The sequence below is a fragment of the Streptococcus oralis genome (assembly GCF_003943825.1).
GTDB classification, from domain to species: Bacteria; Bacillota; Bacilli; order Lactobacillales; family Streptococcaceae; genus Streptococcus; species Streptococcus oralis_CD.
The window spans coordinates 53680-79904 of sequence record NZ_RJNJ01000004.1 but is presented as its reverse complement, the minus strand read 5'-3'; the positions used below and the strand labels follow the sequence as shown (position 1 = coordinate 79904).

The 26225-nt window shown below is 41.4% G+C and carries 35 protein-coding genes and 1 tRNA gene; 18 read left to right on the top strand and 18 right to left on the bottom strand.

From position 1 onward, the window contains the following. Positions 1–137: 137 nt before the first annotated feature. From der to nrdR, 5 genes are read right to left on the bottom strand one after another with little or no spacing between them, the layout of a single operon-like run. A complete protein-coding gene (gene der, locus D8863_RS04665) occupies positions 138–1448 on the bottom strand; it encodes a ribosome biogenesis GTPase Der (protein ID WP_001207688.1) in 1311 nt (436 codons plus the stop codon). A 13-nt stretch (positions 1449–1461) separates the two neighbouring features. After that, positions 1462–2175: an NADPH-dependent oxidoreductase gene (locus D8863_RS04660; RefSeq protein ID WP_084856138.1), complete on the bottom strand. Its 714-nt coding sequence runs from the start codon at positions 2173–2175 to the stop codon at positions 1462–1464. After that, complete coding sequence (gene dnaI, locus D8863_RS04655; RefSeq protein ID WP_038804971.1) at positions 2172–3068, bottom strand: primosomal protein DnaI; 897 nt, start codon at positions 3066–3068, stop codon at positions 2172–2174. The genes D8863_RS04660 and dnaI overlap by 4 nt, the downstream gene beginning before the upstream one ends. Beyond that, positions 3069–4232 carry a DnaD domain protein gene (locus D8863_RS04650; RefSeq protein ID WP_125441232.1) on the bottom strand — a complete coding sequence of 388 codons (1164 nt, stop codon included), beginning with the start codon at positions 4230–4232 and terminating at the stop codon, positions 3069–3071. Further along, a complete protein-coding gene (gene nrdR / locus D8863_RS04645; protein ID WP_001203676.1) occupies positions 4233–4706 on the bottom strand; it encodes a transcriptional regulator NrdR in 474 nt (157 codons plus the stop codon). Positions 4707–4846: 140 nt separating this feature from the next. Between nrdR and D8863_RS04640 the strand changes: the two genes are divergently transcribed. The 3 genes from D8863_RS04640 to D8863_RS04630 are packed head-to-tail and all read left to right on the top strand — an operon-like array spanning position 4847 to position 6656. Further along, on the top strand, positions 4847–5212 hold the full coding sequence (locus D8863_RS04640; RefSeq protein ID WP_000119117.1) for a GntR family transcriptional regulator: 366 nt from the start codon (positions 4847–4849) through the stop codon (positions 5210–5212). A 4-nt stretch (positions 5213–5216) separates the two neighbouring features. After that, positions 5217–5912 carry an ABC transporter ATP-binding protein gene (locus tag D8863_RS04635; protein WP_125441231.1) on the top strand — a complete coding sequence of 232 codons (696 nt, stop codon included), beginning with the start codon at positions 5217–5219 and terminating at the stop codon, positions 5910–5912. A 15-nt stretch (positions 5913–5927) separates the two neighbouring features. After that, positions 5928–6656, top strand: coding sequence for a hypothetical protein (locus D8863_RS04630; RefSeq protein ID WP_125441230.1), 729 nt, complete (start codon positions 5928–5930; stop codon positions 6654–6656). A 31-nt stretch (positions 6657–6687) separates the two neighbouring features. Here the strand turns inward: D8863_RS04630 and D8863_RS04625 are convergent, their stop codons facing one another. Together D8863_RS04625 and D8863_RS04620 are read right to left on the bottom strand one after the other, a co-directional pair. Next, positions 6688–7383: an LrgB family protein gene (locus D8863_RS04625; RefSeq protein WP_001288935.1), complete on the bottom strand. Its 696-nt coding sequence runs from the start codon at positions 7381–7383 to the stop codon at positions 6688–6690. Beyond that, positions 7380–7754 (bottom strand): CidA/LrgA family protein, encoded by a 375-nt coding sequence (locus D8863_RS04620; protein ID WP_084971415.1) that lies wholly within the window; start codon positions 7752–7754, stop codon positions 7380–7382. The genes D8863_RS04625 and D8863_RS04620 overlap by 4 nt, the downstream gene beginning before the upstream one ends. A 196-nt stretch (positions 7755–7950) precedes the next feature. Between D8863_RS04620 and D8863_RS04615 the strand changes: the two genes are divergently transcribed. The 7 genes from D8863_RS04615 (at position 7951) to queF (ending at position 11497) form a co-directional block, all read left to right on the top strand. Continuing rightward, positions 7951–8331, top strand: coding sequence for a MarR family winged helix-turn-helix transcriptional regulator (locus D8863_RS04615; protein WP_044020363.1), 381 nt, complete (start codon positions 7951–7953; stop codon positions 8329–8331). A gap of 97 nt (positions 8332–8428) precedes the next feature. Further along, entirely contained in the window at positions 8429–8650 is a 222-nt protein-coding gene (locus D8863_RS04610) for a DUF4649 family protein (RefSeq protein WP_000570263.1), read from the top strand. 15 nt (positions 8651–8665) lie between these two features. Then, entirely contained in the window at positions 8666–8980 is a 315-nt protein-coding gene (trxA, locus tag D8863_RS04605) for a thioredoxin (protein ID WP_084859493.1), read from the top strand. Positions 8981–9182: 202 nt separating this feature from the next. Next, positions 9183–9836, top strand: coding sequence for a 7-cyano-7-deazaguanine synthase QueC (gene queC / locus D8863_RS04600; RefSeq protein WP_125441229.1), 654 nt, complete (start codon positions 9183–9185; stop codon positions 9834–9836). After that, positions 9836–10279 (top strand): 6-carboxytetrahydropterin synthase QueD, encoded by a 444-nt coding sequence (gene queD, locus D8863_RS04595; protein ID WP_000464575.1) that lies wholly within the window; start codon positions 9836–9838, stop codon positions 10277–10279. Before queC ends, queD begins: the two co-directional genes overlap by 1 nt. Next, complete coding sequence (gene queE / locus D8863_RS04590; RefSeq protein ID WP_125441228.1) at positions 10272–10988, top strand: 7-carboxy-7-deazaguanine synthase QueE; 717 nt, start codon at positions 10272–10274, stop codon at positions 10986–10988. The genes queD and queE overlap by 8 nt, the downstream gene beginning before the upstream one ends. Positions 10989–11005: 17 nt before the next feature. Then, positions 11006–11497, top strand: coding sequence for a preQ(1) synthase (gene queF / locus D8863_RS04585; RefSeq protein ID WP_000082591.1), 492 nt, complete (start codon positions 11006–11008; stop codon positions 11495–11497). Between the two features lie 57 nt (positions 11498–11554). On the opposite strand, the gene D8863_RS04580 is transcribed toward queF, so the two are convergent. Continuing rightward, on the bottom strand, positions 11555–12223 hold the full coding sequence (locus D8863_RS04580; RefSeq protein WP_125441227.1) for an MIP/aquaporin family protein: 669 nt from the start codon (positions 12221–12223) through the stop codon (positions 11555–11557). A 296-nt stretch (positions 12224–12519) separates the two neighbouring features. Between D8863_RS04580 and D8863_RS04575 the strand changes: the two genes are divergently transcribed. Beyond that, positions 12520–13500, top strand: coding sequence for a hypothetical protein (locus D8863_RS04575; RefSeq protein ID WP_125441226.1), 981 nt, complete (start codon positions 12520–12522; stop codon positions 13498–13500). Positions 13501–13591: 91 nt separating this feature from the next. Here the strand turns inward: D8863_RS04575 and pepF are convergent, their stop codons facing one another. The 6 genes from pepF to D8863_RS04545 all read right to left on the bottom strand — a co-directional run bounded on the left by pepF (position 13592) and on the right by D8863_RS04545 (position 18766). After that, complete coding sequence (gene pepF, locus D8863_RS04570; protein ID WP_125441225.1) at positions 13592–15388, bottom strand: oligoendopeptidase F; 1797 nt, start codon at positions 15386–15388, stop codon at positions 13592–13594. A gap of 10 nt (positions 15389–15398) precedes the next feature. Beyond that, positions 15399–16142, bottom strand: a complete 744-nt coding sequence (locus tag D8863_RS04565) for a 16S rRNA (uracil(1498)-N(3))-methyltransferase (protein WP_125441224.1) — start codon at positions 16140–16142, stop codon at positions 15399–15401. Between the two features lies 1 nt (position 16143). Then, positions 16144–17094, bottom strand: coding sequence for a 50S ribosomal protein L11 methyltransferase (gene prmA / locus D8863_RS04560; protein WP_061420300.1), 951 nt, complete (start codon positions 17092–17094; stop codon positions 16144–16146). Positions 17095–17231: 137 nt separating this feature from the next. Then, a complete protein-coding gene (locus tag D8863_RS04555) occupies positions 17232–17666 on the bottom strand; it encodes an NUDIX hydrolase (protein ID WP_000421346.1) in 435 nt (144 codons plus the stop codon). 49 nt (positions 17667–17715) lie between these two features. Beyond that, the gene (locus tag D8863_RS04550; RefSeq protein WP_076984747.1) at positions 17716–18258 is read right to left on the bottom strand and encodes a hypothetical protein; all 543 of its coding nucleotides are present in this window, start codon (positions 18256–18258) and stop codon (positions 17716–17718) included. Positions 18259–18295: 37 nt separating this feature from the next. Beyond that, positions 18296–18766: a DUF3013 family protein gene (locus D8863_RS04545; RefSeq protein ID WP_125441223.1), complete on the bottom strand. Its 471-nt coding sequence runs from the start codon at positions 18764–18766 to the stop codon at positions 18296–18298. Positions 18767–18881: 115 nt separating this feature from the next. Between D8863_RS04545 and D8863_RS04540 the strand changes: the two genes are divergently transcribed. Both D8863_RS04540 and D8863_RS04535 read left to right on the top strand, forming a co-directional pair. After that, complete coding sequence (locus D8863_RS04540; protein WP_125441301.1) at positions 18882–20153, top strand: replication-associated recombination protein A; 1272 nt, start codon at positions 18882–18884, stop codon at positions 20151–20153. A 263-nt stretch (positions 20154–20416) separates the two neighbouring features. After that, a tRNA-Lys gene (locus D8863_RS04535) sits at positions 20417–20489 on the top strand. Positions 20490–20624: 135 nt separating this feature from the next. Here the strand turns inward: D8863_RS04535 and D8863_RS04530 are convergent. Beyond that, positions 20625–22106 carry an AcpB/EbpR/MafR family transcriptional regulator gene (locus D8863_RS04530; protein ID WP_125441222.1) on the bottom strand — a complete coding sequence of 494 codons (1482 nt, stop codon included), beginning with the start codon at positions 22104–22106 and terminating at the stop codon, positions 20625–20627. 296 nt (positions 22107–22402) lie between these two features. Here D8863_RS04530 and D8863_RS04525 point away from each other — a divergent pair, with 296 nt between their 5' ends. The 5 genes from D8863_RS04525 (at position 22403) to D8863_RS04505 (ending at position 24325) form a co-directional block, all read left to right on the top strand. After that, complete coding sequence (locus D8863_RS04525; protein WP_033630119.1) at positions 22403–22639, top strand: GlsB/YeaQ/YmgE family stress response membrane protein; 237 nt, start codon at positions 22403–22405, stop codon at positions 22637–22639. A gap of 99 nt (positions 22640–22738) precedes the next feature. Then, the gene (gene amaP / locus D8863_RS04520) at positions 22739–23302 is read left to right on the top strand and encodes an alkaline shock response membrane anchor protein AmaP (protein WP_125441221.1); all 564 of its coding nucleotides are present in this window, start codon (positions 22739–22741) and stop codon (positions 23300–23302) included. A gap of 11 nt (positions 23303–23313) precedes the next feature. After that, positions 23314–23484, top strand: a complete 171-nt coding sequence (locus D8863_RS04515) for a DUF2273 domain-containing protein (protein ID WP_045616759.1) — start codon at positions 23314–23316, stop codon at positions 23482–23484. Between the two features lie 11 nt (positions 23485–23495). Continuing rightward, a complete protein-coding gene (locus D8863_RS04510) occupies positions 23496–24080 on the top strand; it encodes an Asp23/Gls24 family envelope stress response protein (RefSeq protein ID WP_125422050.1) in 585 nt (194 codons plus the stop codon). Between the two features lie 41 nt (positions 24081–24121). After that, positions 24122–24325 carry a CsbD family protein gene (locus D8863_RS04505; RefSeq protein ID WP_000102421.1) on the top strand — a complete coding sequence of 68 codons (204 nt, stop codon included), beginning with the start codon at positions 24122–24124 and terminating at the stop codon, positions 24323–24325. 216 nt (positions 24326–24541) lie between these two features. On the opposite strand, the gene D8863_RS04500 is transcribed toward D8863_RS04505, so the two are convergent. The 3 genes from D8863_RS04500 to D8863_RS04490 form a co-directional block, all read right to left on the bottom strand. Then, positions 24542–25063: a hypothetical protein gene (locus D8863_RS04500; RefSeq protein WP_000493727.1), complete on the bottom strand. Its 522-nt coding sequence runs from the start codon at positions 25061–25063 to the stop codon at positions 24542–24544. Between the two features lie 70 nt (positions 25064–25133). Then, the gene (locus D8863_RS04495; RefSeq protein WP_125414323.1) at positions 25134–25658 is read right to left on the bottom strand and encodes a thiol-disulfide isomerase; all 525 of its coding nucleotides are present in this window, start codon (positions 25656–25658) and stop codon (positions 25134–25136) included. A 103-nt stretch (positions 25659–25761) separates the two neighbouring features. Further along, positions 25762–26217: a GNAT family N-acetyltransferase gene (locus D8863_RS04490; RefSeq protein ID WP_125441220.1), complete on the bottom strand. Its 456-nt coding sequence runs from the start codon at positions 26215–26217 to the stop codon at positions 25762–25764. Positions 26218–26225: the final 8 nt, after the last annotated feature.

Below are 26225 nucleotides of genomic sequence, written 5' to 3'. Positions count from 1 at the left end.
AAAGCCAGGAAAACGATTGAATTTTGATGACAGATTTTTCCTTCGATTTAGCAGGTTCTTTTCTCCCCTTTTAGTATAGAAAAAAGAAGACTATGAAGTCTTCTTTTAGTTTATTTTTGTAGAAAAACAAGCATGGTTTACTTTCGTTTTCTCGCGATCAAGTGAATCGGTGTTCCCTCAAAGACAAAGGCCTTACGGATTTGATTTTCCAAGAAACGCAAGTAAGAGAAGTGCATGAGTTCTTCTTCGTTGACAAAGATGACAAAGGTTGGTGGCTTGGTTGCTACTTGGGTAGCGTAGAAAATCTTGAGTCGTTTTCCTTTGTCTGTAGGTGTTGGATTGATAGCAATGGCATCCATAATGACATCGTTCAAAACCGCTGATGGGATACGGGTATTTTGACTTTCACTAATTTGCTTGATCATCTCAGGCAGTTTATGGAGACGTTGCTTGGTAAGAGCGGATACAAAGACAATCGGCGCATAAGGCAGATATTGGAACTGCTCACGGATATCCTCTTCCCATTTTTTCATGGTGTGGTTGTCTTTCTCAAGGGTATCCCACTTATTGACCACGATGATCATCCCTTTACCTGCTTCGTGGGCAAAACCTGCGATACGCTTGTCGTACTCACGAATACCTTCTTCGGCATTGAGGACCATCAAGACCACGTCAGAACGGTCAATGGCACGCATGGCACGCATGACAGAGTATTTCTCCGTATTTTCATAGACTTTACCAGACTTACGCATACCAGCTGTATCAATCATGGTAAACTCTTGACCATCCGTATCTGTAAAATGGGTATCAATGGCATCACGCGTTGTTCCAGCTACTGGACTAGCAATCACGCGGTCTTCTCCCAAAATGGCGTTGATCAAACTGGATTTTCCAACGTTAGGACGGCCAATCAAGCTAAATTTAATGACATCTGGATTTTCTTCTTCAACTTCGTGTGGTAGATTCTCCACGATGGCATCCAACACATCACCCGTACCAATACCGTGCACAGACGAAATTGGCAACGGTTCGCCCAATCCTAGCGCATAGAAATCAAAGATATCATTTCGCATTTCTGGGTTGTCAACCTTATTTACAGCAAGGATAACAGGTTTATGGGTTTTATAGAGTTTACGGGCTACGTACTCATCCGCATCCGTAATTCCTTCTTTCCCAGACACCACAAAGACGATGACATCGGCTTCTTCCATTGCAATTTCTGCCTGGTGCTTGATTTGCTCCATGAATGGAGCATCGACGTCGTCAATCCCTCCAGTATCAATCATACTAAAGGAACGATTGAGCCACTCACCCGTCGCATAGATACGGTCACGTGTCACACCCTCGACATCTTCTACGATTGAGATCCGCTCACCAGCGATTCGATTAAATAGGGTTGATTTCCCAACATTGGGACGTCCCACAATGGCAATAGTTGGTAAGGCCATGTTTTCTCACTTTCTACAATAACTTTTTCTGTTCTAGATTCTTCCGAGTTGAACGAGGTTCGGCTTGACCAAACTGCTCTGCCAAACGTTGACTCCAAGAGGTCGACGCACGCGCACCAGCATAGTCTGCCTGTACTTTGTCATAGTCCAAAATCGCCGCTACTGGCTGTTCTTGGTATTCTTCTTCAAATACCACTTGGTTCAAAGGCAGTCTTGGTTTGACCTCGTGTTGTTGATCTGGCACGCCAAGGGCAATCCCAAAAACAGGGTAGGTATAGTCAGGCAGGTTAAAAAGCGCTGCCACTTCTTCTGACTTGTAACGGACTAAACCGATGATAACACCACCATATCCCAGACTCTCCGCTGCAAGCAAGGTATTTTGACCAGCAAGCGCAGCGTCCACAGACGTGATAAGGAGACCTTCCACTCCTTGAGGTTGAAAAGTGTCCGTATGAAGGCTTGCTCCCTTTTCAGCTCGATTCAAGTCACCAACAAAGAGCAAAAAGGCTGCTGACTGGCGAATGGCTTCCTGGGGAACCAGTTCATAAAGAGCATCTTTCTTCTCTTGACTGCGCACAAGAATCACAGAGTAGGATTGGAAATTTTTCCAAGACGACGCCATTTGTCCAGCAGTCAAAATCTCTTCCAAGTCTGCCTGAGGAATCTCTTGCTCCTTAAAGCGACGAACTGAAGTATGAGCTTTCATCAGTTTAATGGTTTCTGTCATCGGCGATTTTCTCCTTCTAGTCTTGTCTCCTCAGCCAAATAACGGATTCGTTCCATAACCCGTCTAGCTTCCCAAGTCTCATCATTTCCATTCTTTCCTTTGGCAAAATGTTTTTCCAAATCTTGGAAATTAAAGTTGGAAGTAAAGAAGGTTGGCAAATCTTCCTGCATGCGGTACTGAAGAATGACTTGGAGAATCTCATCACGCACCCAAGGAGTCGACTGCTCTGCACCAATATCATCCAAGACCAGAACTTCTGCTAATTTGATCTCATCCACCAAGGTCTTCACAGAGCCTTCACCGATGGCATTTTTCACATCAATGACAAAACTTGGATAATGGAGAATAGTTGTTGATGCCCCACGTTTTTCAGATAGGTCATGAGCTAAGGCTGCCATCATGAAACTCTTTCCAACACCAAAATCTCCGTAAAGATAGAGGCCTTTTCGGATACTTGGGTAAAGGTCAACAAAGGAATAGAGTCTCTCAAAAATCGGCAAGCGTCCTAGATCATCCAGGTCAATCTGAGCCAATTTCGCTTTCTTGAGACTGGCTGGTAGATTGATCAACTTAAGACGATTCTTAATTGCAGCCTCTTTTTCTGCTGCGATTAGTTCTGGTGTTTCTTCATAAGACACATCCGCATAGCCGTGATTCATAACCAAGATAGGCTTGTAGCCACGCGCTATATAGTCCGCATCCCCACGAAGAAACTTATCCCGTTCTGTGATATATTGGTTGAACTTGGAGATGCTACGATTCAACTCCTCTGGACTGAGGGATTCTTTCTGGATAAAAGCCGCTACATCGGGGTCCTTCATGATCTGCTGGACCAAGTCCTGATACTGAAAACGACTTGTCTGACGTTTGATTACATCACCAACGCTTTCCATCTAGTCTCCTCCTTCTTCTAATCGGGCTAACATTTCTTGTTTTTTACGTTCTAGTTCCAGACGAGTTTCCTCACTGGTTTGATTCTTGTATTCGGGATTGCTCCACTTGGGAACATTTGTCTTAGTCGAGCTAGTTTTCGATTTTTGGTCTTCTTGGCCTTTTTGCTGACGTTCTCGAATCCGAAGCACAGCTTCTTCTGCTGTTCGAATTTTTTGATAAGCATAGTCATTTGCGACCTTCATGGCATATTTTTCATTGACATTAGCCGAATCAACCTTGTTAAAGGTTAGAAGCAAGACGATATTGATGACTTCATCCAACAAACCTAAAGACGCCATCTGATGAAGGAGTTCTCGCTCACTCTGGGTGATGTTCCCCTTACGCGTTTGCTTGATTTCCGCTAAAAATTGTAGGGGAGTTTTATTTTTGGCTTCCCTGATAATGGTCATTTCTTTGGAGCTAAAGTCAGAAGGAACCTGCTTTTGCGCAATCTTTTCACGCATGCGTTTGACTGAAATAAGCTGAGCCACCGCTGTCGCCTTGGCTAATTGATAAGTTTCAAACCAGGTCCATTTTTTTTCATCTGCGATGGCAAACAATTCCAAAACATCTGCCTGCTCGTCTTCAAAACGCAAGCCATCTCGAGCCATCAGCCGCTGGAAATGTTCCAAATCAAAATCGTTTTTTAACTTGCTTTTAGACTCGCTTGGTGTCACTTCTTCAGTCAGGGTTGGAAAGACTTGGCTCAAAGAAACAGAGAGTGCTTCTCCCTCACTTGGAGCCTGCTTCATAGCAGAAACAGCTGTATCCCCAATCTTTTTCTCTAATAATCTGCTATAGACAGAATGACTTAAAAACTCCTGACTGGAGAGGGGAGAATGAAGCTGTAATTCATAAATTTCTCCCCTTTGATAAAGGGTCAACAAATCCAAAGCAGATAAAATTTTAAAGGATTGGAGCAAGGTCGGCATGCCAAAGTTTAAGTGGTTGAGGATATGGGAAAAGAGATGTTCCTTTTGTCCACCATCCCAGAAGGTAATGGCATATAGATAGAGGCTCAGCGCCTCCTGACCGATAATCGGGAGGTAGCACTGCACCAGAGAAGAGGTATCTTGCGACACCCGATTATTCTTTAGAAAAGAAAAACGGTCATTTGGTTTCATCTATTTTTCCTTTTTCTTCTTAGAGGACTGGGTGATTTGCTGGAGCAGACTCTCCAACTCACTCACATCCTTAAAGCTACGGTAAACACTGGCAAAACGAACATAGGTAATCTCATCAAGCTCTGCCAATTCTTCCATGACTAAAGACCCAATGTATTCGCTTTGGATCTCATTCTCACTGCGACTACGGAGTTTTTGCTCGATGCGATTGACCACCATGCCGATTTCATCACTCGAAACAGGGCGTTTCTGGGCTGAGCGAATAATCCCATTAAAGATTTTATCTCTCGAAAACTGCTCTCGTGTACCGTCTTTTTTGACGACAACCAGCGTTCTTTCTTCTACTCGTTCATAGGTTGTAAAACGATGCTGACACTCGTCGCACTCACGTCTTCGACGGATGGTATTTCCTTCTTCGGCTTGTCGACTATCAACAACACTAGACTTGGTAGCCCCACATTTTGGACAACGCATGCATTTCCCTCCTTGTCGTTTTCTTTTCATTATACCATTTTTTGAGCAATTCCCAAAACAATTCTTATTTTTACTTGACAAGTTTTTTGTTTTATTGTATTATTTAATTAGAACAAAGAAGACAAAGAAAGGAGACTATGATGTCCTGGTCATTTGATAATACAAAACCGATTTATTTACAGATTATGGAAAAAATCAAATTACAGATTGTTTCCCATGAACTGGAACCCAACCAACAGCTCCCTACCGTGAGAGATTTGGCGAGCGAGGCTGGGGTCAATCCTAATACCATTCAGCGCGCCTTGTCTGACCTTGAACGTGAAGGATTTGTATACAGCAAGCGGACAACTGGTCGTTTTGTCACCGAGGATTTGGATCTCATCCTTCAGTCCCGCAAACAACTTTCCGAGGAGCAACTGCAACAATTCGTCTCTTGCATGCTTCAATTTGGCTACAAAAAAGAAGAACTGCCAAATGTATTAAGCGACTATATTAAAGGAGTTTAAGACTATGACACTACTAGCACTTGAAAATGTAACAAAATCATATGGAGCAACCGCGGCACTTGACAATATCTCACTAGAGATCTCAGCCGGAAAGATTGTCGGGCTCCTTGGACCAAACGGATCCGGGAAAACAACCCTAATCAAACTGATCAATGGCCTTCTTCAACCAAATAAAGGACGTGTTCTCATTAATGGACAGGATCCAAGTCCTGCTACCAAGGCGATCGTTTCCTATCTGCCAGACACAACCTACCTCAATGAAGAGATGAAGGTTAAGGATGCTCTAACCTATTTTAAAACCTTCTACCATGATTTCAATCTCGAAAAAGCCCAACACTTGTTAGCTGATCTCGGTATTGATGAAAACAGTCGCCTCAAGAAACTATCAAAAGGGAACAAGGAAAAGGTCCAACTCATTCTGGTTATGAGCCGTGAAGCCCGCCTCTACGTTCTGGACGAACCAATCGGAGGCGTGGATCCAGCTGCCCGTGATTATATCCTCAATACCATCATCAATAACTACTCACCAACCTCTACGGTGCTGATTTCAACCCACTTGATTTCAGATATTGAGCCAATCTTGGATGAGATCATCTTCCTCAAAGACGGAAAAGTCGTCCGCCAAGGAAATGTTGATGATATTCGTTACGAGTCAGGTGAATCAATTGACCAGCTCTTCCGCCAGGAATTTAAAGCCTAAGCAAAGGAGATTATTATGTTTTGGAATCTAGTTCGTTATGAATTTAAAAATGTCAATAAATGGTATCTGGCACTCTACGGTGCTGTACTTGCAATTTCAGTTTTGATTGGAGCTTTTATTAGCAGTCTTAGCCAGAGTTACAATCCTAACAATGCTGCTTATTTCATCTTCTTTTTAGTACTAGTCTTTGGAGGACTCAGCGTCACTCTTTGGATTGCAACAATCTTTTTAATCATCCGAAGATTCAAGGGGAGTGTTTATGACCGCCAAGGGTACTTGACCTTGACCTTGCCTGTCTCTGAGCACCAAATCATCATCGCAAAACTTTTAGGTGGTCTTGTCTGGTCCATCTTAGGCTATATCGTCTTTATCTTAAGTATATTGATTATCATCTTCTTAACACCAATTGAAAAAGACTTCACTGCCCTCTATAACTTCATTTCCCCTTATCTCAGCTACGGTGGACTTTATGCGGTCTCACTAATTGTCGGTTCGATTACATGGATCTTGTCCATTTACCTCGCAATCTCAATCGGGCAACTCTTTAATGAGTATCGAACAGCTATGGGAATTCTGGCCTATATCGTCATTTCCATCGTTATTGGTTATATCACTTTCTTCTTAAGAGTTGACAATGACTTTAACGTGATGGCTGGTACAGAAATCTTACGCGATCTCTTCTTATCGGCTATCTACTATCTCGGTACCTACTATATCTTGAAAAACAAGGTTAATTTGCAATAAAAAATGCCCAGCTAGAAAGCTGGGTTTTTCTTTAACTCAATATCAAACTGGCTACTATTGGACTGACAAAGACGTAGAGAATACCGGTGACACCGATAGCCAAACCACCCATGGCTCCTGCTACAGAACCGTATCGAAAGGCTGTTCCCGTTCCGACAGCATGGCCTGTCCCTCCAAGGGAGAGCCCAACAGCCACTGGATCATCAATCTTCAACCACTTCAAAAGGGTTGGTCCAATCACACTGGTCAAAATCCCAGTTGCTACTACGACGACCAAGGTCACAGTCGTCAAACCTTGCAATTTTTCTGTAATCCCCACTGCCATTGCGGTTGTCACTGACTTGGGAAAGAGAGAAATAGCTAGGAAAAAATCCATACCAAATATTTTCGCTACTATGGCAGTGAAGCTAGTATTGACAACTACTGCTAACAGACTACCAAAGAGAATACTCCGAGCATGATGCTTCATCAAGTGAAAGCTCTTATAAAGCGGAATCCCTAGAGCCACGGTCGATGGGACTATCAAGTTGTTCAGATAAACCCCACCTTGATAATAATCTTGATAAGAAATACCCGTCGCCTTAAGGAAAATAATGATAAAAATAGCTGACAAAAGCAAAGGTGTTGTCAAAGGATGGGGAAAACGTCTGTAAATCAACATCCCCACTAGATAAGCTAGGATAGATAATGCAATCCCAAACAGGGGATTGGATACAAATTCGCTCATTTGGCATCTCCTTTCTCATAATCTCCCTCAAATCGTCTCTTGATAAACTGAACCACTAGGGCAATAAGGATAATGTTGATAACAGCCGCAAAAAAGACAATCAAGACGATGGGCAAAAGATAAGGGGCAATCACATCAAACTTTTCCATGATACCAACTGCTGGCGGCAAAAAGAGGATGGTCATATTGGCCAGCAAGAAATTCCCGACCATATTGACATGTCTGGTCCTTAGCCACTTGAACTGTAGGGCTAGAAAGAGAAGCATCAAGCCGATAATACTGCCTGGGATAGGCAGATGAAAGAAACTAGAAATTCCCTCACCGATCAATGAAATCACAAAGAGAATCATTAATTGAACATATAATTTCATTCTAAACTCCACGAAATAGACTTCTTGCATACCAGTTTACTCTTTTTTCAGAAAATTTCAAGGAAATATTGCAATTCTTCTCTCTTGCACGGATTAGTTAAAAGTAGTATAATCATTGCATGCGCAATCATCTTGTGTTACAAAGATAATCAGTAATGACTTTGTGATTTTTACTTTGAAAAGAAAGGAGAAAGCAATGACCTATTTGGAAAAGTGGTTTGACTACAACCGCCGTCAAAAGGAAATGGAAGCCTTGTTGGAAGAAACTATTGCCCAGCAGAGTGAACAAAGGTTGACCTTGAAAGAGTTTTACCTGCTCTACTATCTGGATTTGGCCCAAGAAAAATCTCTACGCCAGATTGATTTACCTGATAAGCTTCATCTCAGTCCAAGCGCAGTTTCTCGAATGGTGGCTCGACTAGAAGAGAAAAACTGTGGTTTGCTTAGTCGCCGGTGTTGCGATCAGGATAGACGGGCTAGCTTTATCTGTCTGACTGACGAGGGACAGACAACCCTAGCTTACCTGCAAAAGGCCGTCGAGGAAAGGCTGGAGACAAGTCTTGATTTCATTTCATAATCATATTTTCTAAAACAGTTGCGTGCGCAATCATTTTTCTTGACATTCCTCTTTTCAAGGAGTACAATAAAGTCAAGATCGAACAAAGGAGTTTTATATGATCGAAATTACTTATCTAGACGCCAGTAAGCAAGAGAGAACCATGACTTTCGAGTCTTACCAAGACTTTGAACGTTCTCAACACGCCTGCCTCATTGGCGTTGCGGATTACTATACTGTCCAAAAATTAACCTACAATGGTCATGATTTGGACTACCATGGGACTTATGGAGATGTTTTCTTCTATCTCATGAAACAAGATTTAAGCCAATATAACTAAAAAAGGAGAAATACAATGGCAAAAGCAATTACAGATGCAACATTCGAACAAGAAACAAAAGACGGTTTGGTCTTGGTAGACTTCTGGGCAACTTGGTGTGGTCCATGTCGTATGCAAGGTCCAATCTTGGACAAATTGTCTGAAGAACTTTCAGAAGATGTCTTGAAAATCGTTAAAATGGACGTAGATGAAAATCCAAACACAGCTCGTGCTTTTGGAATCATGTCTATCCCAACCCTTCTCTTCAAAAAAGACGGCCAAGTTGTGAAACAGGTTGCAGGTGTTCACACTGCAGAACAAATCAAGGCTATCGTTGCTGAATTGAACTAATCAAATGAGAGACCAAGTACTTTATTTGGTCTCTTTTTTCTTGCCCTTTGCCATTTTTCAAAAAATATGCTAGACTGTAGGTAGAATATTACGATGTTTGGGACATGCCATCGCTAAAAAAAACCTCTACTTGGTATTTTTTAGCTCCCCTCAAGGGAGCTTTTTGCGTGCTCTGAACATTTCCCATTTTGGAAGGAGTACTATGAAACGTCAATCAGCCTTGGTCGTCTTTAGCGGCGGTCAAGATTCCACAACCTGCCTCTTTTGGGCTAAAGAACACTATAAAACAGTCGAAGCCGTCACCTTTGCCTACGGCCAACGCCATCATCTCGAAATTCAAGTTGCTAGAGAAATCGCTAAGGAACAAGGCATTCGTCATCACATCTTAGATATGTCTCTGCTGGGACAAATCACTGAAAATGCCCTGACCTCTGATCTGGAGATCGAGCAAAAAGAGGGAGAGGTTCCCAATACCTTTGTTGACGGCCGCAACCACCTCTTTCTTTCCTTTGCGGCAGTTCTTGCCAAGCAACGAGGCATTAAAGATATCGTGACAGGTGTCTGCGAGACAGATTTCTCAGGCTACCCTGATTGTCGGGATGTCTTTGTCAAATCCCTCAATGTTACTCTCAACCTTGCCATGGATTACGACTTTGTTATCCAAACACCTCTCATGTGGCTAGACAAGGCTGAAACTTGGGAGTTAGCCGACCAACTTGGTGCCTTTGACTACGTTCGTGAGAAGACCTTAACCTGCTACAATGGGATTATCGGTAGTGGCTGCGGTGATTGTCCAGCATGTCACTTACGTCAGCATGGCCTTGATGTTTATCTCTCACAGAAAGGAGTGGGCTAATGTTTTTTGCACCCAAAGAAATCAAACAAGAAACTGGCGAGTCTCTGGTCTACAATCCTCACAGAACCTTGGTATCAAAAGAATTTACCTTTGATGCTGCCCACCACCTCTTTCACTATGAGGGAAAATGCAAGTCCCTGCACGGCCACACTTATCATTTACAAATCGCTGTCAGTGGATTTTTAGATGAACGGGGCATGACCTACGATTTCGGAGATATCAAAGCCATCTACAAGAACTACTTAGAGCCCCATTTGGATCATCGCTATCTCAATGAAACTCTGCCTTATATGAACACGACTGCTGAAAATATGGTTTACTGGATTTTCCAAACCATGAGTCAAGAGTTGCCTGACGAGCGCGGTCTCCGTTTGGAATACGTTCGCCTCTATGAGACTCCGACTGCCTTTGCGGAGTTTAGACGGGAGTGGTTAGATGACTAGGGAACGTGTCCTCAAACTACCAGTTCTGGAAATCTTTGGCCCAACCTTTCAAGGTGAAGGTCGTGCTATCGGGCAGAAAACCATGTTTGTCCGCACTGCTGGTTGCGACTACCACTGCGACTGGTGCGACTCTGCCTTTACTTGGGATGGTTCTGAAAAACCTACTCGTATGACAGCTGATGAAGTTATTGCTGCCTTAGATAAGCTAGGAAGCTACGACTACGTCACCCTGTCTGGGGGAAATCCTGCTATCCTAGCAGCCAACATGGCCGAACTCGTCACCAAGCTCAAGGAACGTGGAGTCACTCTGGCCGTTGAGACCCAAGGCTCCCGCTGGCAAAATTGGTTAAAAGATATCGATCAGGTCACTCTGAGTCCCAAACCTCCTTCATCCAAGATGGAAGTCAACTTCGAGACTTTAGACTTTATCGTTTCCCAATTGGATCCAGACAAGGTCACCTTTAAAATCCCTATCTTTGACGATGCCGATTTGGCCTTTGCCAAAGGGATTCAAGAACGCTACCAACCAGATGTTCTCTTCTTATCGGCTGGAAATCCTGAGCCCAAGGCTACAGGTAATATTGTTCAAGACCAACTAAACCGCCTCAAAGAACTCTGGGAACGCGTCGCTACTGACGATAGCTGGGGCAATGTTCGCGTCCTTCCTCAACTCCATACCCTCCTCTACGACAACCAACGTGGTGTTTAAATTAGAAAGAAAAAATAATGTCACAACAAGAAGAAATGAAAAATCTAAGCCTACTGGGCAACAAAGAAACTACCTACATTTTTGACTATCAACCAGAAGTCCTCGAATCCTTTGACAATCGTCATGTGGAAAATGACTATTTCATCAAATTCAACTGTCCTGAATTTACCTCGCTTTGCCCAATCACGGCTCAGCCAGATTTTGCGACGATTTATATTTCCTACATTCCTGACAAGCTCTGTGTCGAGTCAAAATCCCTCAAACTCTACCTTTTTAGCTACCGAAATCATGGTGATTTTCACGAAAACTGTATCAACACCATCGGGAAAGACTTGGTCAATCTACTAGACCCTCGCTATTTAGAAGTCTGGGGAAAATTCACTCCGCGCGGTGGCATCTCAATCGACCCTTACTACAACTACGGTAGACCTGGAACCAAGTATGAAGGCTTGGCAGAACAGCGTCTCTTCCAACACGACCTTTATCCAGAGAAAATTGATAACCGCTAAACAGATACGAAAAAGCCCTGTTCCTCAAGCTGAGGAGCAAGGCTTTTTGAATTTCAATTATTCTTCTGTTCCAAGAAAGTTTTTCGCAACAAGTGCTGCAAGAACGCCACCAACGATTGGTGCAAGGATGAAAATCCATACTTGTAGAAGGGCTGCGCCACCGACCAAGACAGCTGGAGCCAAACTACGAGCTGGGTTTACTGAAAGGCCAGTAATGTTCAATCCCACAAGGATCATCGCCATCAATGACAAACCGATTACCAAACCAGCGATTGCGCCATTTCCTTTGCTTGCTGATGTTACAGTCATGATAACCAAGACAAACAAGAAAGTTGCGATGACTTCAAACAAGAATCCACCAAAGACAGTGACACCGTTTGCCAAGGCATTTTCACCAAGACTAGCAGTTGACATTCCTGAGTTAGACAAGAGGAAGAATACTGCAGCTGACGCAAGGAAAGCTCCAACTACTTGTCCAAGGATGTAGTTTACAAGTTCTGAAGATGACAAACGTTTGTTTACAAACATAGCGATTGAAACTGCTGGGTTCAAGTGAGCACCTGAAACAGTTCCGATTGAGTAAGCTGCAACCACAATTGCCAAACCAAAGGCAAAAGCAATTCCAAGGTGTCCAAGGCCATCAAGACCATTTCCAAAAACAACGGCTCCTGTTCCAATGAACACAAGCATAAATGTACCGATTAATTCAGCAACAAATTTTTTCATGATAAGTCTCCTTTTTCAAACTATGTATTAGTCTATCAAAAGAAGGAAAGGGTTTCAAGAAAATTGACTGGAAAGTTTTTGTAGAAAGCCCATTAGAATTCTAAAAAAGACTACTACAAGAGAAATTGATAAAACTCTTTTTCTGCTTATCCTTCAAGAATTTCAGAAGCTTTCAAATACTTGCTTAAAAGAATACATCCCTCAATCATACCTTTTCTAGTAATTCATGCAAAAGTAATGAAGAGAATGGTATAATTGATACTATACAATAAACGTTTTTGGCAAAGGAGACTACCATGAGAAAAAAGTTTAGAGTTTATTTTCTAACCACTGCTACAATTTTAGCATTTGGCCTCGTCGCCTGTTCATCTAAACCATCAACCACTGCTACAAGCAATACAGAAGGTACTTCAAATACAGAGACAACAACCTACCATAAGAAAGATGTAACTGGTCCTGCTGCTTCATTTAACTGGAATGCCAAAGTTGAACCTACCAATTATGAGAGAACCTTTGTTGAAACAAACAGTGGCAGTCAATTTAATAAAACTTTAGATCGCACGAAAGAGGCGGCTGAGAATCTTGAAAAAAAGAAAAAGGAAATTTCGGATCCTAAGGTTCAAACAGCCCTCAAATTAGTGGATGCCGTCTTTGTCAATCAAGAAAATCTTGACCTAGTTGTGAAATCAGCGGGTGCTAGCAATCAAGAAGAGTTATTTGATAAGATTTGGAACGAATATTTAGTCCCTGAGTTAACTAAAATCCGTCCGAATTTTTCAAATGATACCGTCTTTGAATATAAAGGAGAAAAATATCCTCTCAAAATTTATGCACCTATGTTTTTCAAGGTCAACACCAATGCATTAGGAAAAGCAGGTGCCTATACTCTTGAGGACTATAAGGTAGAAGGCGACCTGGTTTATTTGAAATTTATGTCCCCAGCTGTAGATACTTACCAATACGAAGTCAAAGCATCCTATCACACAGACAATCTCGAATTCTTTCAAGGACTGGTGGAAGAACAACAAAAGGTTCTTGAAACAGACTATGGCAAAGCTCTAAATATTCGATTTGTTTATCAATTAGCGGCGCTTGATTTTAAAGCGAACAACTACGTAGACTTAGAGGGAATGGATTATCTTGATCGTAACACCCATTACCTTGCCATAAAAGTGGATAATAATGGTGAAGCTAGCCTTGATAATGAAAATCTCGCCAACCTTTTACAAATTAGCATGAAGGCTTCAAACGAGGCCAATAAAGGAAAATTTGAATAAATCTTTAAAGCATAAAAAAATCACCTCAAACAGGTGATTTTTGTGTATTCATCTTATCGATAAACCGTCTTAAATCCGACACTGGATACCCTTACTCTCCCAACTCAGCACTGTAGGCAATAATCTGGTCAACTGTATCAGACAAGAATTGGATGGTATCACGGAGTGGTTTGTCTGTTGAGATATCCGCTCCGATAATCATGGCTGACTCAAGCGGTGTCTTACTACCACCTGATTTAAGGAGATTGATCCAATCTTCAGCTCCGGTTTCTGAATGTTTCAGATGAAGGTAACCAGCTGTTGAGATGACAAGGCCAGCAGAGTAGGTGTAGCTATACAAGCCCATGTAGTAGTGAGCTTGGCGCATCCAAGTCAAGGCTGCATCGTCATCAATCTCAATAGCATCTCCCCAGAAATCTGTCAAGACTTCCTTCATAATGCTGTTGAGCTTGTTTGCTCCAAAGGTCTCCCCTTCTTCAATCAATGTATAAACCTTGCGTTGGAAGGCTGCTTCCAAGAGGTGGGTAATAAAGTTATGGAAGTAGGTGTCTGTCAAACGATGAGCAAGAGCAAAGCGTTTTTGACGAGGGTCGTCAGACTGGTGCTCCAAGTAATCACTTAACAGCAATTCATTGAAGGTTGATGGCGCTTCAACATAGTAGGTTGACATGTGGGCATTGAAGTAACTTTGGTGATTGTCAGAAAAGATGAATTGACCAGAATGCCCAATTTCATGAATCAAGGTATAGACATCGCTCAAACGACCAGTCCAGCTCATGAGGACATAAGGGTGCACGCGATATGGATCCGCCGCATAACCACCAGAATCCTTGCCACTATTAGCAGCGAAGTCTACCCAGCGTTCTTCTTGATAGCGAGCAACTTCCTGACAATATTCTTGTCCCAAAGGTTCTACTGACTTCATGACCAAGTCATAGGCATCATCAATGCTCACTTCAGGATTGAGGGCGCTATCCAAGTCCAATTTCCAGTCAGCAAAGGTCATCTTTTCAAGACCATTGACCTTGGCAACATGCTTAAGGTATCTTTGGGCAACTGGCGCAAAATCCTTCATGATGAGGTCAATCTGACGGTCAAACATGGCACGGTCCACTTCTTGCTCAGCCAGAAGATAGTCAAAAACTGAGTCATAGCCCTTCATATCTGCCAACAATTTCTCAGACTTGACTTGGGCTAAATAGGCTGCCGCAGCCGTATTTTGGTGCTTACGGAGTCCCTCTGAAAAAGAACGGAAAGATTTCTCACGAACCTCAGCGTCCTCGTGGTTTTGGTAGAAATTTTCATAGGTAACAAAGCTATTTTTGTAGGTCTTGCCATGGGCTTCAAAGTCAGCCATTTCAAAGTCCCCAGCTCGCATTTTGGTGTATATGTCCTGTGGACTGTAGAAGATTTCACCGAGATTGGTCAAAGCTTTCTCCACATCAGCCCCTAGGTAGTGGGCTTTTTTGATTTTAGCCTGACGAATAGCTGCCGTCAAGTGAGGCAATTTACCCAAACGGTCCAAGACCTCCTCGTCTGCTGCCACCAAGGCGTCGTCAAAGAAGGTCAAGGCTACGCTGGCATCTGTTTCAAATTCCATCCCAGCTTGGGCAATATTAGCAAAATCTTCATTGCTATAGTCTGTCGTCTGAGGCATAAAGGCATAATTGCCGATATGGCTCATCTGGATGTAGATTTGCTCCAATTCCGCAAAGGCCTTCTCGAAATCCTCAAAAGTATGAAGATTATCCTTGTAATCACGGCTAAATTGGTTGATGTCTTCGCGAGCTTTCTCGATTGCACGCAAGAAATCCTCACGGTCTTGGTATAGGGCAGTTAAGTCCCAAAGTTCCTTCTCTGGAAATTCTGAACGGTGTTTTTGTTCCATTTTCTTCCTCTTATTTCTCTAATTCTACTAAAACACTAAGGGCTGATAAGGCATAAAGTGGGGCTGTTTCTGCTCGCAAGATGCGAGGGCCAAGCCCTGCCAAGACGGCTCCTTTAGCTTCAAAACTTTCAATTTCTGCTGGTGAGAGACCGCCTTCTGGGCCAAAGATAAAGAGCAATTTGGCTCCTTTTTCAAGGCCAGTGACTGCTTGTAAGAGCGCAGCGGTTTCTCCTTCTTTTGCTGATTCTTCATAAGCCACCACAATTGAGTCAAACTGGTCAAACTGAGCTAGAAAATCTGCTTTTTTCTCAAAAAGCTGGATACTTGGTACAATATTACGCTTGCTTTGTTCTGCTGCTCCAAGGGCAATTTTTTCTAGTTTTTCGGCTTTCTTGCCCAACTTCTTACCATCCCACTTTGCGACCGACCAATCGGCAGGAAAGGCCCAGATTTGGCTGGCACCCAGTTCCGTCACTTTTTGAGTGATAAACTCCAGCTTGTCTCCCTTGGGAAAGCCTGATGCGATGGTGACTTGAACGGGCAGTTCCACATTGTCAGCTAACTCTTGGACTAACTCAAACTGACGATTCTCCACATCCAACACGCGCGCCAAGCGCTTGACGCCATCATCAAAGACCAAGGTCACCTCATCATCTTCTTTCAAGCGCATGACCTGAAACATATGCTTGCTGGTTTCCTTGTCCTCAATAGTGACAGGAGAGATTGCACTGCCTTTGACAAAATACTGCTGCATGCTAGCCTCCAATCACACCTGAAATATCCTTGGTTTTCTTAAAGACACAGGCATTCCATTCCCCTTGAATCATGTGGGTTTCAAGGAAAAATCCAGCTGACTCAGCTGACTTGCGCACCATGTCCCACTTGTCCTTGATAATGCCACTCATGATCAGGTAGCCTTCATCCTTGACCAAACGATAAGCATCGTCCGTCAGATGAATGAGAATATCCGCTAAGATATTAGCCACGATGACATCTGCTTCAATCTCAACTCCCTTTAGCAAATCTCCAGCAGCAACATGGATGTTTTCCATACCAGGGTTGAGCTCAATATTTTCCTGAGCAACACGAACCGCTACATCATCCAGGTCATAGGCGAAAATTTCCTTGGCACCAAGCAGCGAGCTGGCAATAGAAAGGACACCTGATCCAGTACCCACATCTAGCACCGTTTCGCCACCACGAAGAACCTGCTCTAAGGCAAAGAGGCTCATCTTGGTCGTTGGATGAGTACCCGTACCAAAGGCCATGCCTGGATCCAGCTTGATAATCTTTTCTCCAGCAGTCGCCTCGTAGTCCGTCCAAGACGGCACGATGGTCAAGTCATGAGTAATGCGAGCTGGTTCATAATATTTCTTCCAGTTGTCTGCCCAGTCTTCCTCAGCCAAGGCAGTCGTGCCCATCTTGACCTCTCCTAGATCCATAAAATCAGTTAATTCTGCCAGGCGAGCTTGCAAATCTGCCTCAACCACTGCTACATCAACCGTATCAGGATAGTAGGCGGTCACCACGATTTCTTCTTGTTGCTCAACCTCTGGGAAAATCTCACCGAAGCGATCCACATTCCCCACATAGTCCATACTGTCTTCGATCGCAACACCTTGCGCCCCCAGCTCAATCAAGAGATTGGAGACCAGCTCCTCTCCCTCACGCTTCACTGTAACTTTTAACTCTTGCCATGTTTCCATCATTAAGATACCAAGCCCGTAAAACACAAGGCCAAAATAGGAAACTCTCTGAAGACGCTTGTGTCTATGAGAAGTTTATCTTTTTGGCACAGTGTTTAGGGCGGGTTCAGTTTAGAAATTTAACCGAACCATCCTTTCTATTCACTTTCTTTTAAATAATCCCTCAATCTCGCCTGTAGCTGAGGCACAGCTTGTTTAGAATTCAAAAATTCCTCAATGCTCATCAGCTTATAAGCCTGTCCTTCATCTCCAAAGTTGATATTGTCGAATTGTTCTTGACTTAGCTGACCGACCATAAAGACAGACTGCCGACCTTCATAGAGCATGCTGGGGTAGACCTTGCTCCAGAGCAGGCAATCCTCAGTCAGATGAATTCCTAGTTCTTCATAAACTTCACGCGCTGCGCACTCGAAAGGACTTTCGTCCCCTTCGCGACCACCACCTGGCAATTCCCACATATTGGGCCAAGGGATATTGTCCTTGTCATCACGCAAGATGGTCAGTAGCTTATCTCCACAAAAGAGGGCAATTTTACAACCCGTAAAATCCAAGTGTTTATCCAATAATTCCATGATGATGACCTTTTCTTATCATAACTACTACTCTATAGAAAACCCCTAGCTAGCTTTCTTCAATCACCTTTTGGCAATCTGCATCCCAGTATGCCTGCCATCTACCATGTTTTTTAGCAAAATAAACGGTAAACTCATCATTTACATAATCTGCAACATAGCGAAGATTAGGCGGATTTTCCTCAAAACTTAATACCCAAGGATGGAAGTAAAATGTCCTTTCCCACCTCTTCTGAGTATAGCCCAAATCCTTGGCAAACTGAGGGATGGGTTGTTGCATCTCACTTTCCAAACAAGACTGAATGGCATTGTCAATACTATTTAAACGAGCTAATAGTTGTTGAAACTGCTCTTCTTCCTCCGTCTTAAAACCAACTAGAAATTCAAATTCCGCAAAATCTTCAGGAAATTCAAGTTCTGTGATTTTACCATCCTCTGCGTAGCGTCCCTCCTCATTAACGAGGCGACGAGTTCCAAACTTCAATACTCGCTCGAAATCTAGATCCGCAAAGCGATTGCGAGGAAGAGAAGAGGAAGAAAACTCAGATTTATCTGACTTTCTCATAAAAATTTGTTTGATTTTCTCTAACATGCTCTCTCCTCTTTGAATTCCTTATTTTTAAAGTTTCCTAGTATCTCGGATAAGGGTAAAATTCTCCTTCTTCCAAACCGACTTTTCCTTCTTCAAAGACTTCTTGGTTCCATTCCATGACGAACTCTTCTGCTTCTGGGTCTTCCAAAAAGTCCATGAGGGCATCCAGCCCAACCTCGGCAGTATCTTTGAGGAAAAGTGCAAAATAAGCTAAAAATTCACGAGAAAATCCTTTTTTAGGCAGGTAAGGGATGACCGTCAAATAGTCTTCTTCATTGACTGTTGACTTGGCAGGATTGTAAAAGAGTACCGCTTCCTCAAAGAGGATATCGTCTGACGAAACCTCTCCGTCCTCATCCAGCATCTCTATACCAGCAGCATTTTGCGCTTCCAGTAAAAAACTCACTTCAACCGCATGATTGCGCTTGTCCCAACTAATCTCATAGTCAAAGGGAAAGTTCTTGTCCAACTCTTCCTGTAAAACATCTAAAAATCCGTATGTTGCCATTTTGTCCTCTTTCTATGCGCCTCTTTAATCGCCCCGATTGCTCGGAAATATGCTAAAATAGATACTACCATCTTACCACATATACATCAGAAAATCCATGTTAGAAAGGACTGCTATGCCAGACAATCTCGCGCTTCGCATGCGCCCCAAAACCATCGACCAGGTCATCGGTCAGGAGCATCTAATCGGACCTGGAAAAATTATTCGCCGCATGGTGGAAGCTAATCGTCTGTCCTCCATGATTCTCTACGGACCTCCAGGTATTGGTAAGACCAGTATTGCCTCAGCTATCTCTGGGACCACCAAGTACGCCTTTCGGACCTTTAATGCGACAGTGGATAGTAAAAAGCGACTCCAAGAAATCGCTGAAGAGGCTAAATTCTCTGGAGGATTAGTCCTGTTACTGGACGAGATCCACCGACTAGATAAAACCAAGCAAGATTTTCTACTTCCCCTCTTGGAAAGTGGTCTGGTCATCATGATTGGGGCTACGACTGAAAATCCCTTCTTTTCTGTCACTCCTGCCATTCGTAGCCGTGTTCAGATTTTTGAATTAGAACCCTTGTCCAACCAAGATGTCAAAGAGGCGATTCAAATCGCTCTATCTGACCCTGAGCGTGGTTTTGATTTCCCAGTTGAGCTAGATGAGGATGCCCTTGATTTCATCGCGACCTCTACAAATGGAGACCTGCGTTCTGCTTTTAATTCGCTAGATTTGGCTGTTCTCTCTACTCCCGAAAATGACAAGGGCATCCGCCATATCACACTGGATATCATGGAAAACAGCCTGCAGAGGAGTTACATTACCATGGATAAGGATGGGGACGGTCACTACGATGTCCTTTCAGCCCTGCAAAAGTCTATCCGTGGCTCGGATGTTGATGCCAGTCTCCACTACGCGGCCCGCTTGATTGAGGCTGGGGATCTGCCTAGTCTCGCTCGTCGCTTGACTGTTATTGCTTATGAAGATATCGGTTTGGCCAATCCTGAAGCTCAGATTCATACCGTAACTGCTCTAGATGCTGCTCAAAAGATTGGGTTCCCAGAAGCTCGCATCCTCATTGCCAATGTCGTGATTGACTTGGCCCTTTCTCCAAAATCCAACTCAGCCTATGTGGCCATGGACAAGGCCCTTGCTGATCTCAAAACATCAGGTCATTTACCTATCCCTCGACACCTGCGCGATGGTCATTACAGTGGAAGCAAGGAACTAGGGAATGCGCAAAACTATCTCTATCCGCACAACTATCCTGGAAACTGGGTCAATCAAGACTATCTGCCAGAAAAAATTAAAGACCAGCACTACTTCACTCCTGAAGATACTGGCAAGTACGAACGGGCCTTGGCGCAACGCAAGGAAACCATTGATAAATTACGGGACTTGTGAAATCCTTTTCAAATAATTGCATTTTCCTCTTGATTTTTTTTGAAAAAGTGGTATCATATAAACATAGAAACGCTGTGGTGTACGACTTCACACTTAAGTGTTGACCGACTATTTTTTGTATTATTAGGGAAACAAAAGTCTTCTAACAGCATGTAGGCCGTCTCACACGGAAACAGCTTCAGTTAGAGCGAGTTGCCCACCTGCTTAATTGCGCGGGTTCAATACAAACCGTGAAGTTTCGGCACCAATACAGCTTTTTCTTTGCCTCCTTAGCTCAGTTGGTAGAGCAGTAGACTCTTAATCTATGGGTCGCAGGTTCGAGCCCTGCAGGGGGCATCTAAATACAACAGGAAAAAGCCTTGGTTTTAGGGCTTTTTTGTTTAAGTTCTTAGGATATTCTGAGTCTAGTATAGAGGAAATTCTTTTCTTATAAAACAAAAAACGCTATGTAGCGTTTTTTGTTATTCTTAGTTACTCGTCTAGTCGAATAAACATCATTGCGTTAAGCAAAGAGATGAGAGCGACTGTATTGACATTATTGGAATAGATCAATCTCTTATTTTCAATAGGCGGAATAATAAAATTAGAAATAATGATGTCGTAAGGTGATTCTTTTAGAGAATCAAGGGATAACTCTAATTCACTCCAAACTTCCAGTTCAAAATTGTTACTGCAATAGTAAGAAAGTGTCTCTGCTACTGATTTTGCATGATACTGATCAAAATTACTCATAACCAAAACCTTTAATTTATGTTGGTTTTGTAAAAGATTTAGCACTAAGTGTTTGCTATGGGTGATAAACGTATAGGTCAAATGATTGACCTTCATTGAACTACGATCCATATCCAAAGCCTCTAGATAGTGTTCAATCCCTTCCTTCACCTCTGAAACGAATCGAGGGAAAATATTTTGAAAGTTCTTGATTGTATTGCCTTTTTGATCAAATAAGATAAACTCTGTTGATAATTCCTGGCGATGCAGATGTGTCGTATTGTGCAGATGCCAAATCAGATTGTCTTTATTGTCTACTTGGAGATTATACTCTCTTGATACCTGGTCTACTAGATCTCCCAATAACTGATACGATTTTTTTACATAGCTGTCTGTTTTTGCATGGTTCAGAAATACTTCTTCATCTATGAAGAACATTTTTTGAAAATAGGATACAAACAGTTGACCGATCACTTCTTTATTCAGAGAGATATGATATTCAGAGTCAAAGCTCGTTACAATCTCGTTGATTCCTTCTGCCTGCATGAAAGATTCTAACAATTGATTGTTAAAAGAGTCTCTCTCAACTTCCATGAAATGACCAAACTTTATGCGATATAAATTTGTAACCAGAAGTAATTTTAACATTCTGTGAGTTGATAAATTCATCGGGAAAGAAGTTGCTTTATAGACTAATTCCAATAATTGAGACAAGGGTTCTTGAGAAAAATCTTCAAAAGGCCATTCAAGGAAATAATATTTCTCTGAAAAATACTGGGCAAAAAAGTAACGGATATCAATCTCATTTCCAGTTATCCGAACTGGATTGAGGCTAATTTCAAAACGATATTGTTTCTTAATAATTTTATTAATGTGACGGATGATACGGTAAAGAGAGGAAGAACTGATATAAAACTCTTTGCAAATACTATCAGTATCACATCCTTCATTAAAGAAGATAAATTCTAAAATTGAAAAGTGGGTTGAATGCTTAAAAAAATGATGATAGACCGTCTCAATATCACTATCATCGGTATTAATGATACGGATGCCGTTTGTTGAGGAATGAAATATCAAGTCAGGAAAAGAAGACCTGACATGGGACAAGTCATCTTTTACAGAACGTTCCGTACAGTGCAATAATTCTGCTAGTTCTGAAATATGAAACCAGCGTTTGTTTTCAAATAGTAATTCCAATAATTCTAATTGTCTGTGACTTTTTTTCGATAATAAATCTCTCATGTATAACTTTTCTTTCTTTATAATAAACTAAAGGATTGTCTTTCAATCTTCATGCAATTATACCACATAGAGTGTATTTATCCTCTTACAACGACTTTAGCTTGCTATGAAAAGAATCGCTTCATCACCTAGAAACTCAGTAGAATCAGTCTTTTCTTATTTATCTGTATCTAAAGTACATGTTTACAGTACGGTTTTTAAGACGAACTATTATGCTTCCAAGTTGAGATAGTATATAATTAGTTCAATCAAAGATGTTGATTCTTTGATTTAGAAATAGAAAAGGAGGATACACTATGTTGTGGTCCATTATTGTAGGAGGTCTTATTGGTCTCGCCGCAGGTGCAATCACTAAAAAAGGTGGTTCAATGGGATTGATTGCAAATATCTTTGCAGGTCTTATCGGTTCATCTGTAGGGCAATCACTTCTAGGAAGCTGGGGACCTTCATTGGCTGGAATGGCTATTATTCCGTCAATCGTAGGTGCAGTGATTGTTGTTGCAGTCGTTTCATTTCTATTTGGTAAAAAATAAGCATTACCTAATAAGAAATTAAAAGTGATAAGCCATAATTTTGAATACTGTAGGCGGGTAAAATTATGGTTTAAAGCTTTTCATTTGAAAGGATTTAATATGTCAAAATCAAAGAAAATATTGTTACTTATTTTCTGTATTTTAATCTTGGCTATTTTCCTTCCTATTCTCATAGATTATCATCAGGTCAGTGATTTAGATATCCACTTATTCAGTTGGAGAGAACTCTACGCTGAATTTATGATTGCTAGATATGTCTTTTGGGGGACACTTGTCCTATCTGTTTTAGTGTTAATTTCAATGCTAGTAATACTCTTCTATCCTAAACAGTATTTAGAGATTCAATTAGAGACTCAAGAAGATACATTAAAACTAAAAAATTCAGCTATCGAAGGCTTTGTTCGATGTTTGGTCATTGATCATCAGTTGATCAAAGAACCAACAGTCCATGTAAATAGCCGCAAAAATAAGTGTTTCGTTTATGTTGAGGGCAAAATTCTTCCTTCAGAAAACATCTCAAATCGATGTCTTGTCATCCAGAATGAAATAACTCATGGATTAAAGCAGTTCTTTGGTATTGAACGTGAGGTAAAACTTGAAGTTAAAGTGAAAGAATTTGAACCTCCAAAAACGACCAAAAAGACTGTTAGTCGTGTAAAGTAAGGAAGTAAAAAATGGAATGGTTTAAAAAATATCAGTATCCAATTATTGCAGGTCTAGTAGGTGTCATTCTCGCTTGCTTTATCTTATCCTTTGGCTTTTTCAAAACACTATTTGTGTTAATCTGTGGAGGTTTAGGAGCATTTGCTGGATACTATGTTAAGGAAAAATATTTAAATAAATAAAGGAGTCTCGTATGTCAAACGTAGATAAAAATGTAGATAAAAAAGATGTTGCTGTTGTTTCTCAAAATGTCAAAGGGGAACTCACTTATGAAGACAAAGTAATCCAAAAAATCATTGGTCTTTCGCTTGAAAAAGTACCTGGACTTTTGGATGTGGATGGAGGATTCTTCTCTAATCTAACAGAAAAAATTATCAATACAGATAATGTCACTCATGGTGTCAATGTTGAAGTTGGGAAAGAGCAAGTTGCAGTTGACTTGAACATTGTTGTTGAATACCAAAAGAATGTCCCTGCTTTGTACAAAGAAATCAAAGATGTTGTCGTATCACAAGTTACAAAAATGACGGATCTAGAAGTTGTTGAAGTCAATGTGAATGTTGTTGATATCAAAACGAAGGAACAGCATGAAGCAGATTCAGTTAGCCTTCAAGATCGAGTAACTGACGTGGCTTCTTCAACAGGAGAATTTGCTTCAGAACAATTTGAAAAAGTGAAATCTGGTATCGGTTCAGGTGTTGCTGCTGTTCAAGAAAAAGTAGGCGAAGGTGTTGAAGCCGTTAAAGGCGAAACAAAAGAAAATGCTCGCGTACACTAATTCATCTAATCAAAATCAATCAATTTAAAGGAGGCAGAATCATGTCAACAGAAGAAAAATTAAACCAAGCAAAAGGTTCCATTAAAGAAGGTGTCGGCAAAATGATCGGCGATGAAAAAATGGAAAAAGAAGGAACAGCTGAAAAAGTTGTTTCTAAAGTAAAAGAAGTTGCTGAAGATGCAAAAGACGCTGTCGAAGGCGCTATTGAAGGTGTTAAAAACATGCTTCACAAAGACGAAAAATAAGGCTAAACGTTAATTGACCTTTTCATTATAGTAGTCAAAAAGAGGACCGTAAATGTCCTCTTTTTTGTAGATCGGATTCTAAACACGCTTCCCATTTTTCGTTAAAAGAGATTCTTAACAGGAAAAGCCTTGGAATCAAGGCTTTTTTGTTTACTTAAAATAATATCTCCCTTTTAAAGAAAGAACATTTAAAAGCTTACACACTACTAGACGTGCTTACTTATCCACCACCTGAGCTTCAAATTGGGCTGGTTGGTTGTCTACATTGGTAATGGTTATCGTGTAGGGCTTGTTATTGGTGGCATCAAACACTTTTTCACCTTGGTAACTCACAACAACTCCATCTTTTTCTAAATAAATATCTGCTTGATTGTTTGGAAGTTCTTCATCCTCCTCATCGAAACCATGGCTTTTTGTAATTTTTTGTCCCTCTACTTCATAGTAAACATCACCATTACTCTCACTCCAAACACTAGAGCCAGTTAATTTAATTCTGCTTGAATCATTTTTCTTCAAGATGAAGATTGAATAGTATTCCAAATCTTGCGTTCTGGGATTTACTCTTAAGTTGACGGATTGACCTGGTTGAAGAGTGTATTTGCCATAGTTCAAAACGGAAAAGACAAACCAGACTAGCAGCAAACTATACAAGACTCCTATAATCGTTCGTGAGCGCCTACTCTTAAACAAACGTAAAAGTAACACAAAAGAGACAATAAAGAGCAATTCTGTAAACATTCTTGTCCCTCCTTTCTCATTATCGTTGAAATCCTAAACAGAATCTCGCCTCCATTTCTCACTAGTAACATCAACCATACAAAGTCTGATACATCTTATCTAGAAAAGCTTTCAACTCTTTTCGAACAATCTTTAATAAGCGTTCTTCTTCGGCTTGAGATATCATCACACTTTCTTTATTTTGATTACTAATATAAGAATAGTATCTACGTTTTAGGGTTAATTGCTTATCTAAAATATAGTAGGCATTTATTTTTTCCTCATTTACCATTGTTTCAAATATAACAGAGACTTCATCCCTGCCAGGATTCAACATTTTCAAATCAATGTCTCCTTTTATCCCTATGGAGTCAATTCCTCCATCCAAGCGAATGGCACCGTCGGGAGGAACGACATAGCCTGCTTTACGAATGTCAGACGCATATCTCCCTGAATCCGTTAAATGTTTTAAGACGGCTATAGTGTCCTTTTCTTCAAAGGAGGTCTTTAATTGGAACCGTTCTTGGTGGCTTTGATACTGAGAATAAAGATTGATACCAACAACTAGGGCAAGTACAGAAGCGAGCAAGATTCGTATTTTTCTAGGTCTCGACATGTCTATCTCCTCTATCTAAGAAATCATAGAAGTCTTGTTTCTAACTTTGAAAGATAACTTCCTTTTCCTTGAAAATCCTTGGGACTCTAGCCCCATGTGACTGCTATTTGCCCTTTTTCATGATGTATTTTCGTATAGGTACTTCAACCATTTGAACGATTTCAAATCCTTCTTTTTGGTAAAGATTGTAAGCTGTTTGATTTGCCTCGTAGACATTTAGAGAAATAGTATCTATGTCTTCATTTTCAAAGGCCAAACTAACAAATTTCCTTAAAGCCTGGCTACCTAACCCCTGCCCCTGTTTCTGGGGGTTGATAAAAAATCTCCCGATATGAAGATTGCCGTCTTCTAGCCTGATTTTCTGGATAAGCCCCACAAACTCTTGTCCATCAAAGATTGAAAAGATTCCTTCCAAATCTTGCAAGACTTGAATTGTTAAGGGAAAAGGAATCATTGTTCCCATCCATTGTTCTTGAAAGGATTTGCCAAGGGAGTTGGACCATTGGCATACGAGCTGAGCATTTTCTGTGCTTATATTTTCTTCAAAACGAATCATCATCTTGACCT

Coding starts and splice junctions, on each gene's coding strand:
- der (WP_001207688.1), bottom strand. CDS start 1,448: ATGGCCTTACCAACTATTGCCATTGTGGGACGTCCCAATGTTGGGAAA.
- D8863_RS04660 (WP_084856138.1), bottom strand. CDS start 2,175: ATGACAGAAACCATTAAACTGATGAAAGCTCATACTTCAGTTCGTCGC.
- dnaI (WP_038804971.1), bottom strand. CDS start 3,068: ATGGAAAGCGTTGGTGATGTAATCAAACGTCAGACAAGTCGTTTTCAG.
- D8863_RS04650 (WP_125441232.1), bottom strand. CDS start 4,232: ATGAAACCAAATGACCGTTTTTCTTTTCTAAAGAATAATCGGGTGTCG.
- nrdR (WP_001203676.1), bottom strand. CDS start 4,706: ATGCGTTGTCCAAAATGTGGGGCTACCAAGTCTAGTGTTGTTGATAGT.
- D8863_RS04640 (WP_000119117.1), top strand. CDS start 4,847: ATGTCCTGGTCATTTGATAATACAAAACCGATTTATTTACAGATTATG.
- D8863_RS04635 (WP_125441231.1), top strand. CDS start 5,217: ATGACACTACTAGCACTTGAAAATGTAACAAAATCATATGGAGCAACC.
- D8863_RS04630 (WP_125441230.1), top strand. CDS start 5,928: ATGTTTTGGAATCTAGTTCGTTATGAATTTAAAAATGTCAATAAATGG.
- D8863_RS04625 (WP_001288935.1), bottom strand. CDS start 7,383: ATGAGCGAATTTGTATCCAATCCCCTGTTTGGGATTGCATTATCTATC.
- D8863_RS04620 (WP_084971415.1), bottom strand. CDS start 7,754: ATGAAATTATATGTTCAATTAATGATTCTCTTTGTGATTTCATTGATC.
- D8863_RS04615 (WP_044020363.1), top strand. CDS start 7,951: ATGACCTATTTGGAAAAGTGGTTTGACTACAACCGCCGTCAAAAGGAA.
- D8863_RS04610 (WP_000570263.1), top strand. CDS start 8,429: ATGATCGAAATTACTTATCTAGACGCCAGTAAGCAAGAGAGAACCATG.
- trxA (WP_084859493.1), top strand. CDS start 8,666: ATGGCAAAAGCAATTACAGATGCAACATTCGAACAAGAAACAAAAGAC.
- queC (WP_125441229.1), top strand. CDS start 9,183: ATGAAACGTCAATCAGCCTTGGTCGTCTTTAGCGGCGGTCAAGATTCC.
- queD (WP_000464575.1), top strand. CDS start 9,836: ATGTTTTTTGCACCCAAAGAAATCAAACAAGAAACTGGCGAGTCTCTG.
- queE (WP_125441228.1), top strand. CDS start 10,272: ATGACTAGGGAACGTGTCCTCAAACTACCAGTTCTGGAAATCTTTGGC.
- queF (WP_000082591.1), top strand. CDS start 11,006: ATGTCACAACAAGAAGAAATGAAAAATCTAAGCCTACTGGGCAACAAA.
- D8863_RS04580 (WP_125441227.1), bottom strand. CDS start 12,223: ATGAAAAAATTTGTTGCTGAATTAATCGGTACATTTATGCTTGTGTTC.
- D8863_RS04575 (WP_125441226.1), top strand. CDS start 12,520: ATGAGAAAAAAGTTTAGAGTTTATTTTCTAACCACTGCTACAATTTTA.
- pepF (WP_125441225.1), bottom strand. CDS start 15,388: ATGGAACAAAAACACCGTTCAGAATTTCCAGAGAAGGAACTTTGGGAC.
- D8863_RS04565 (WP_125441224.1), bottom strand. CDS start 16,142: ATGCAGCAGTATTTTGTCAAAGGCAGTGCAATCTCTCCTGTCACTATT.
- prmA (WP_061420300.1), bottom strand. CDS start 17,094: ATGGAAACATGGCAAGAGTTAAAAGTTACAGTGAAGCGTGAGGGAGAG.
- D8863_RS04555 (WP_000421346.1), bottom strand. CDS start 17,666: ATGGAATTATTGGATAAACACTTGGATTTTACGGGTTGTAAAATTGCC.
- D8863_RS04550 (WP_076984747.1), bottom strand. CDS start 18,258: ATGTTAGAGAAAATCAAACAAATTTTTATGAGAAAGTCAGATAAATCT.
- D8863_RS04545 (WP_125441223.1), bottom strand. CDS start 18,766: ATGGCAACATACGGATTTTTAGATGTTTTACAGGAAGAGTTGGACAAG.
- D8863_RS04540 (WP_125441301.1), top strand. CDS start 18,882: ATGCCAGACAATCTCGCGCTTCGCATGCGCCCCAAAACCATCGACCAG.
- D8863_RS04530 (WP_125441222.1), bottom strand. CDS start 22,106: ATGAGAGATTTATTATCGAAAAAAAGTCACAGACAATTAGAATTATTG.
- D8863_RS04525 (WP_033630119.1), top strand. CDS start 22,403: ATGTTGTGGTCCATTATTGTAGGAGGTCTTATTGGTCTCGCCGCAGGT.
- amaP (WP_125441221.1), top strand. CDS start 22,739: ATGTCAAAATCAAAGAAAATATTGTTACTTATTTTCTGTATTTTAATC.
- D8863_RS04515 (WP_045616759.1), top strand. CDS start 23,314: ATGGAATGGTTTAAAAAATATCAGTATCCAATTATTGCAGGTCTAGTA.
- D8863_RS04510 (WP_125422050.1), top strand. CDS start 23,496: ATGTCAAACGTAGATAAAAATGTAGATAAAAAAGATGTTGCTGTTGTT.
- D8863_RS04505 (WP_000102421.1), top strand. CDS start 24,122: ATGTCAACAGAAGAAAAATTAAACCAAGCAAAAGGTTCCATTAAAGAA.
- D8863_RS04500 (WP_000493727.1), bottom strand. CDS start 25,063: ATGTTTACAGAATTGCTCTTTATTGTCTCTTTTGTGTTACTTTTACGT.
- D8863_RS04495 (WP_125414323.1), bottom strand. CDS start 25,658: ATGTCGAGACCTAGAAAAATACGAATCTTGCTCGCTTCTGTACTTGCC.
- D8863_RS04490 (WP_125441220.1), bottom strand. CDS start 26,217: ATGATGATTCGTTTTGAAGAAAATATAAGCACAGAAAATGCTCAGCTC.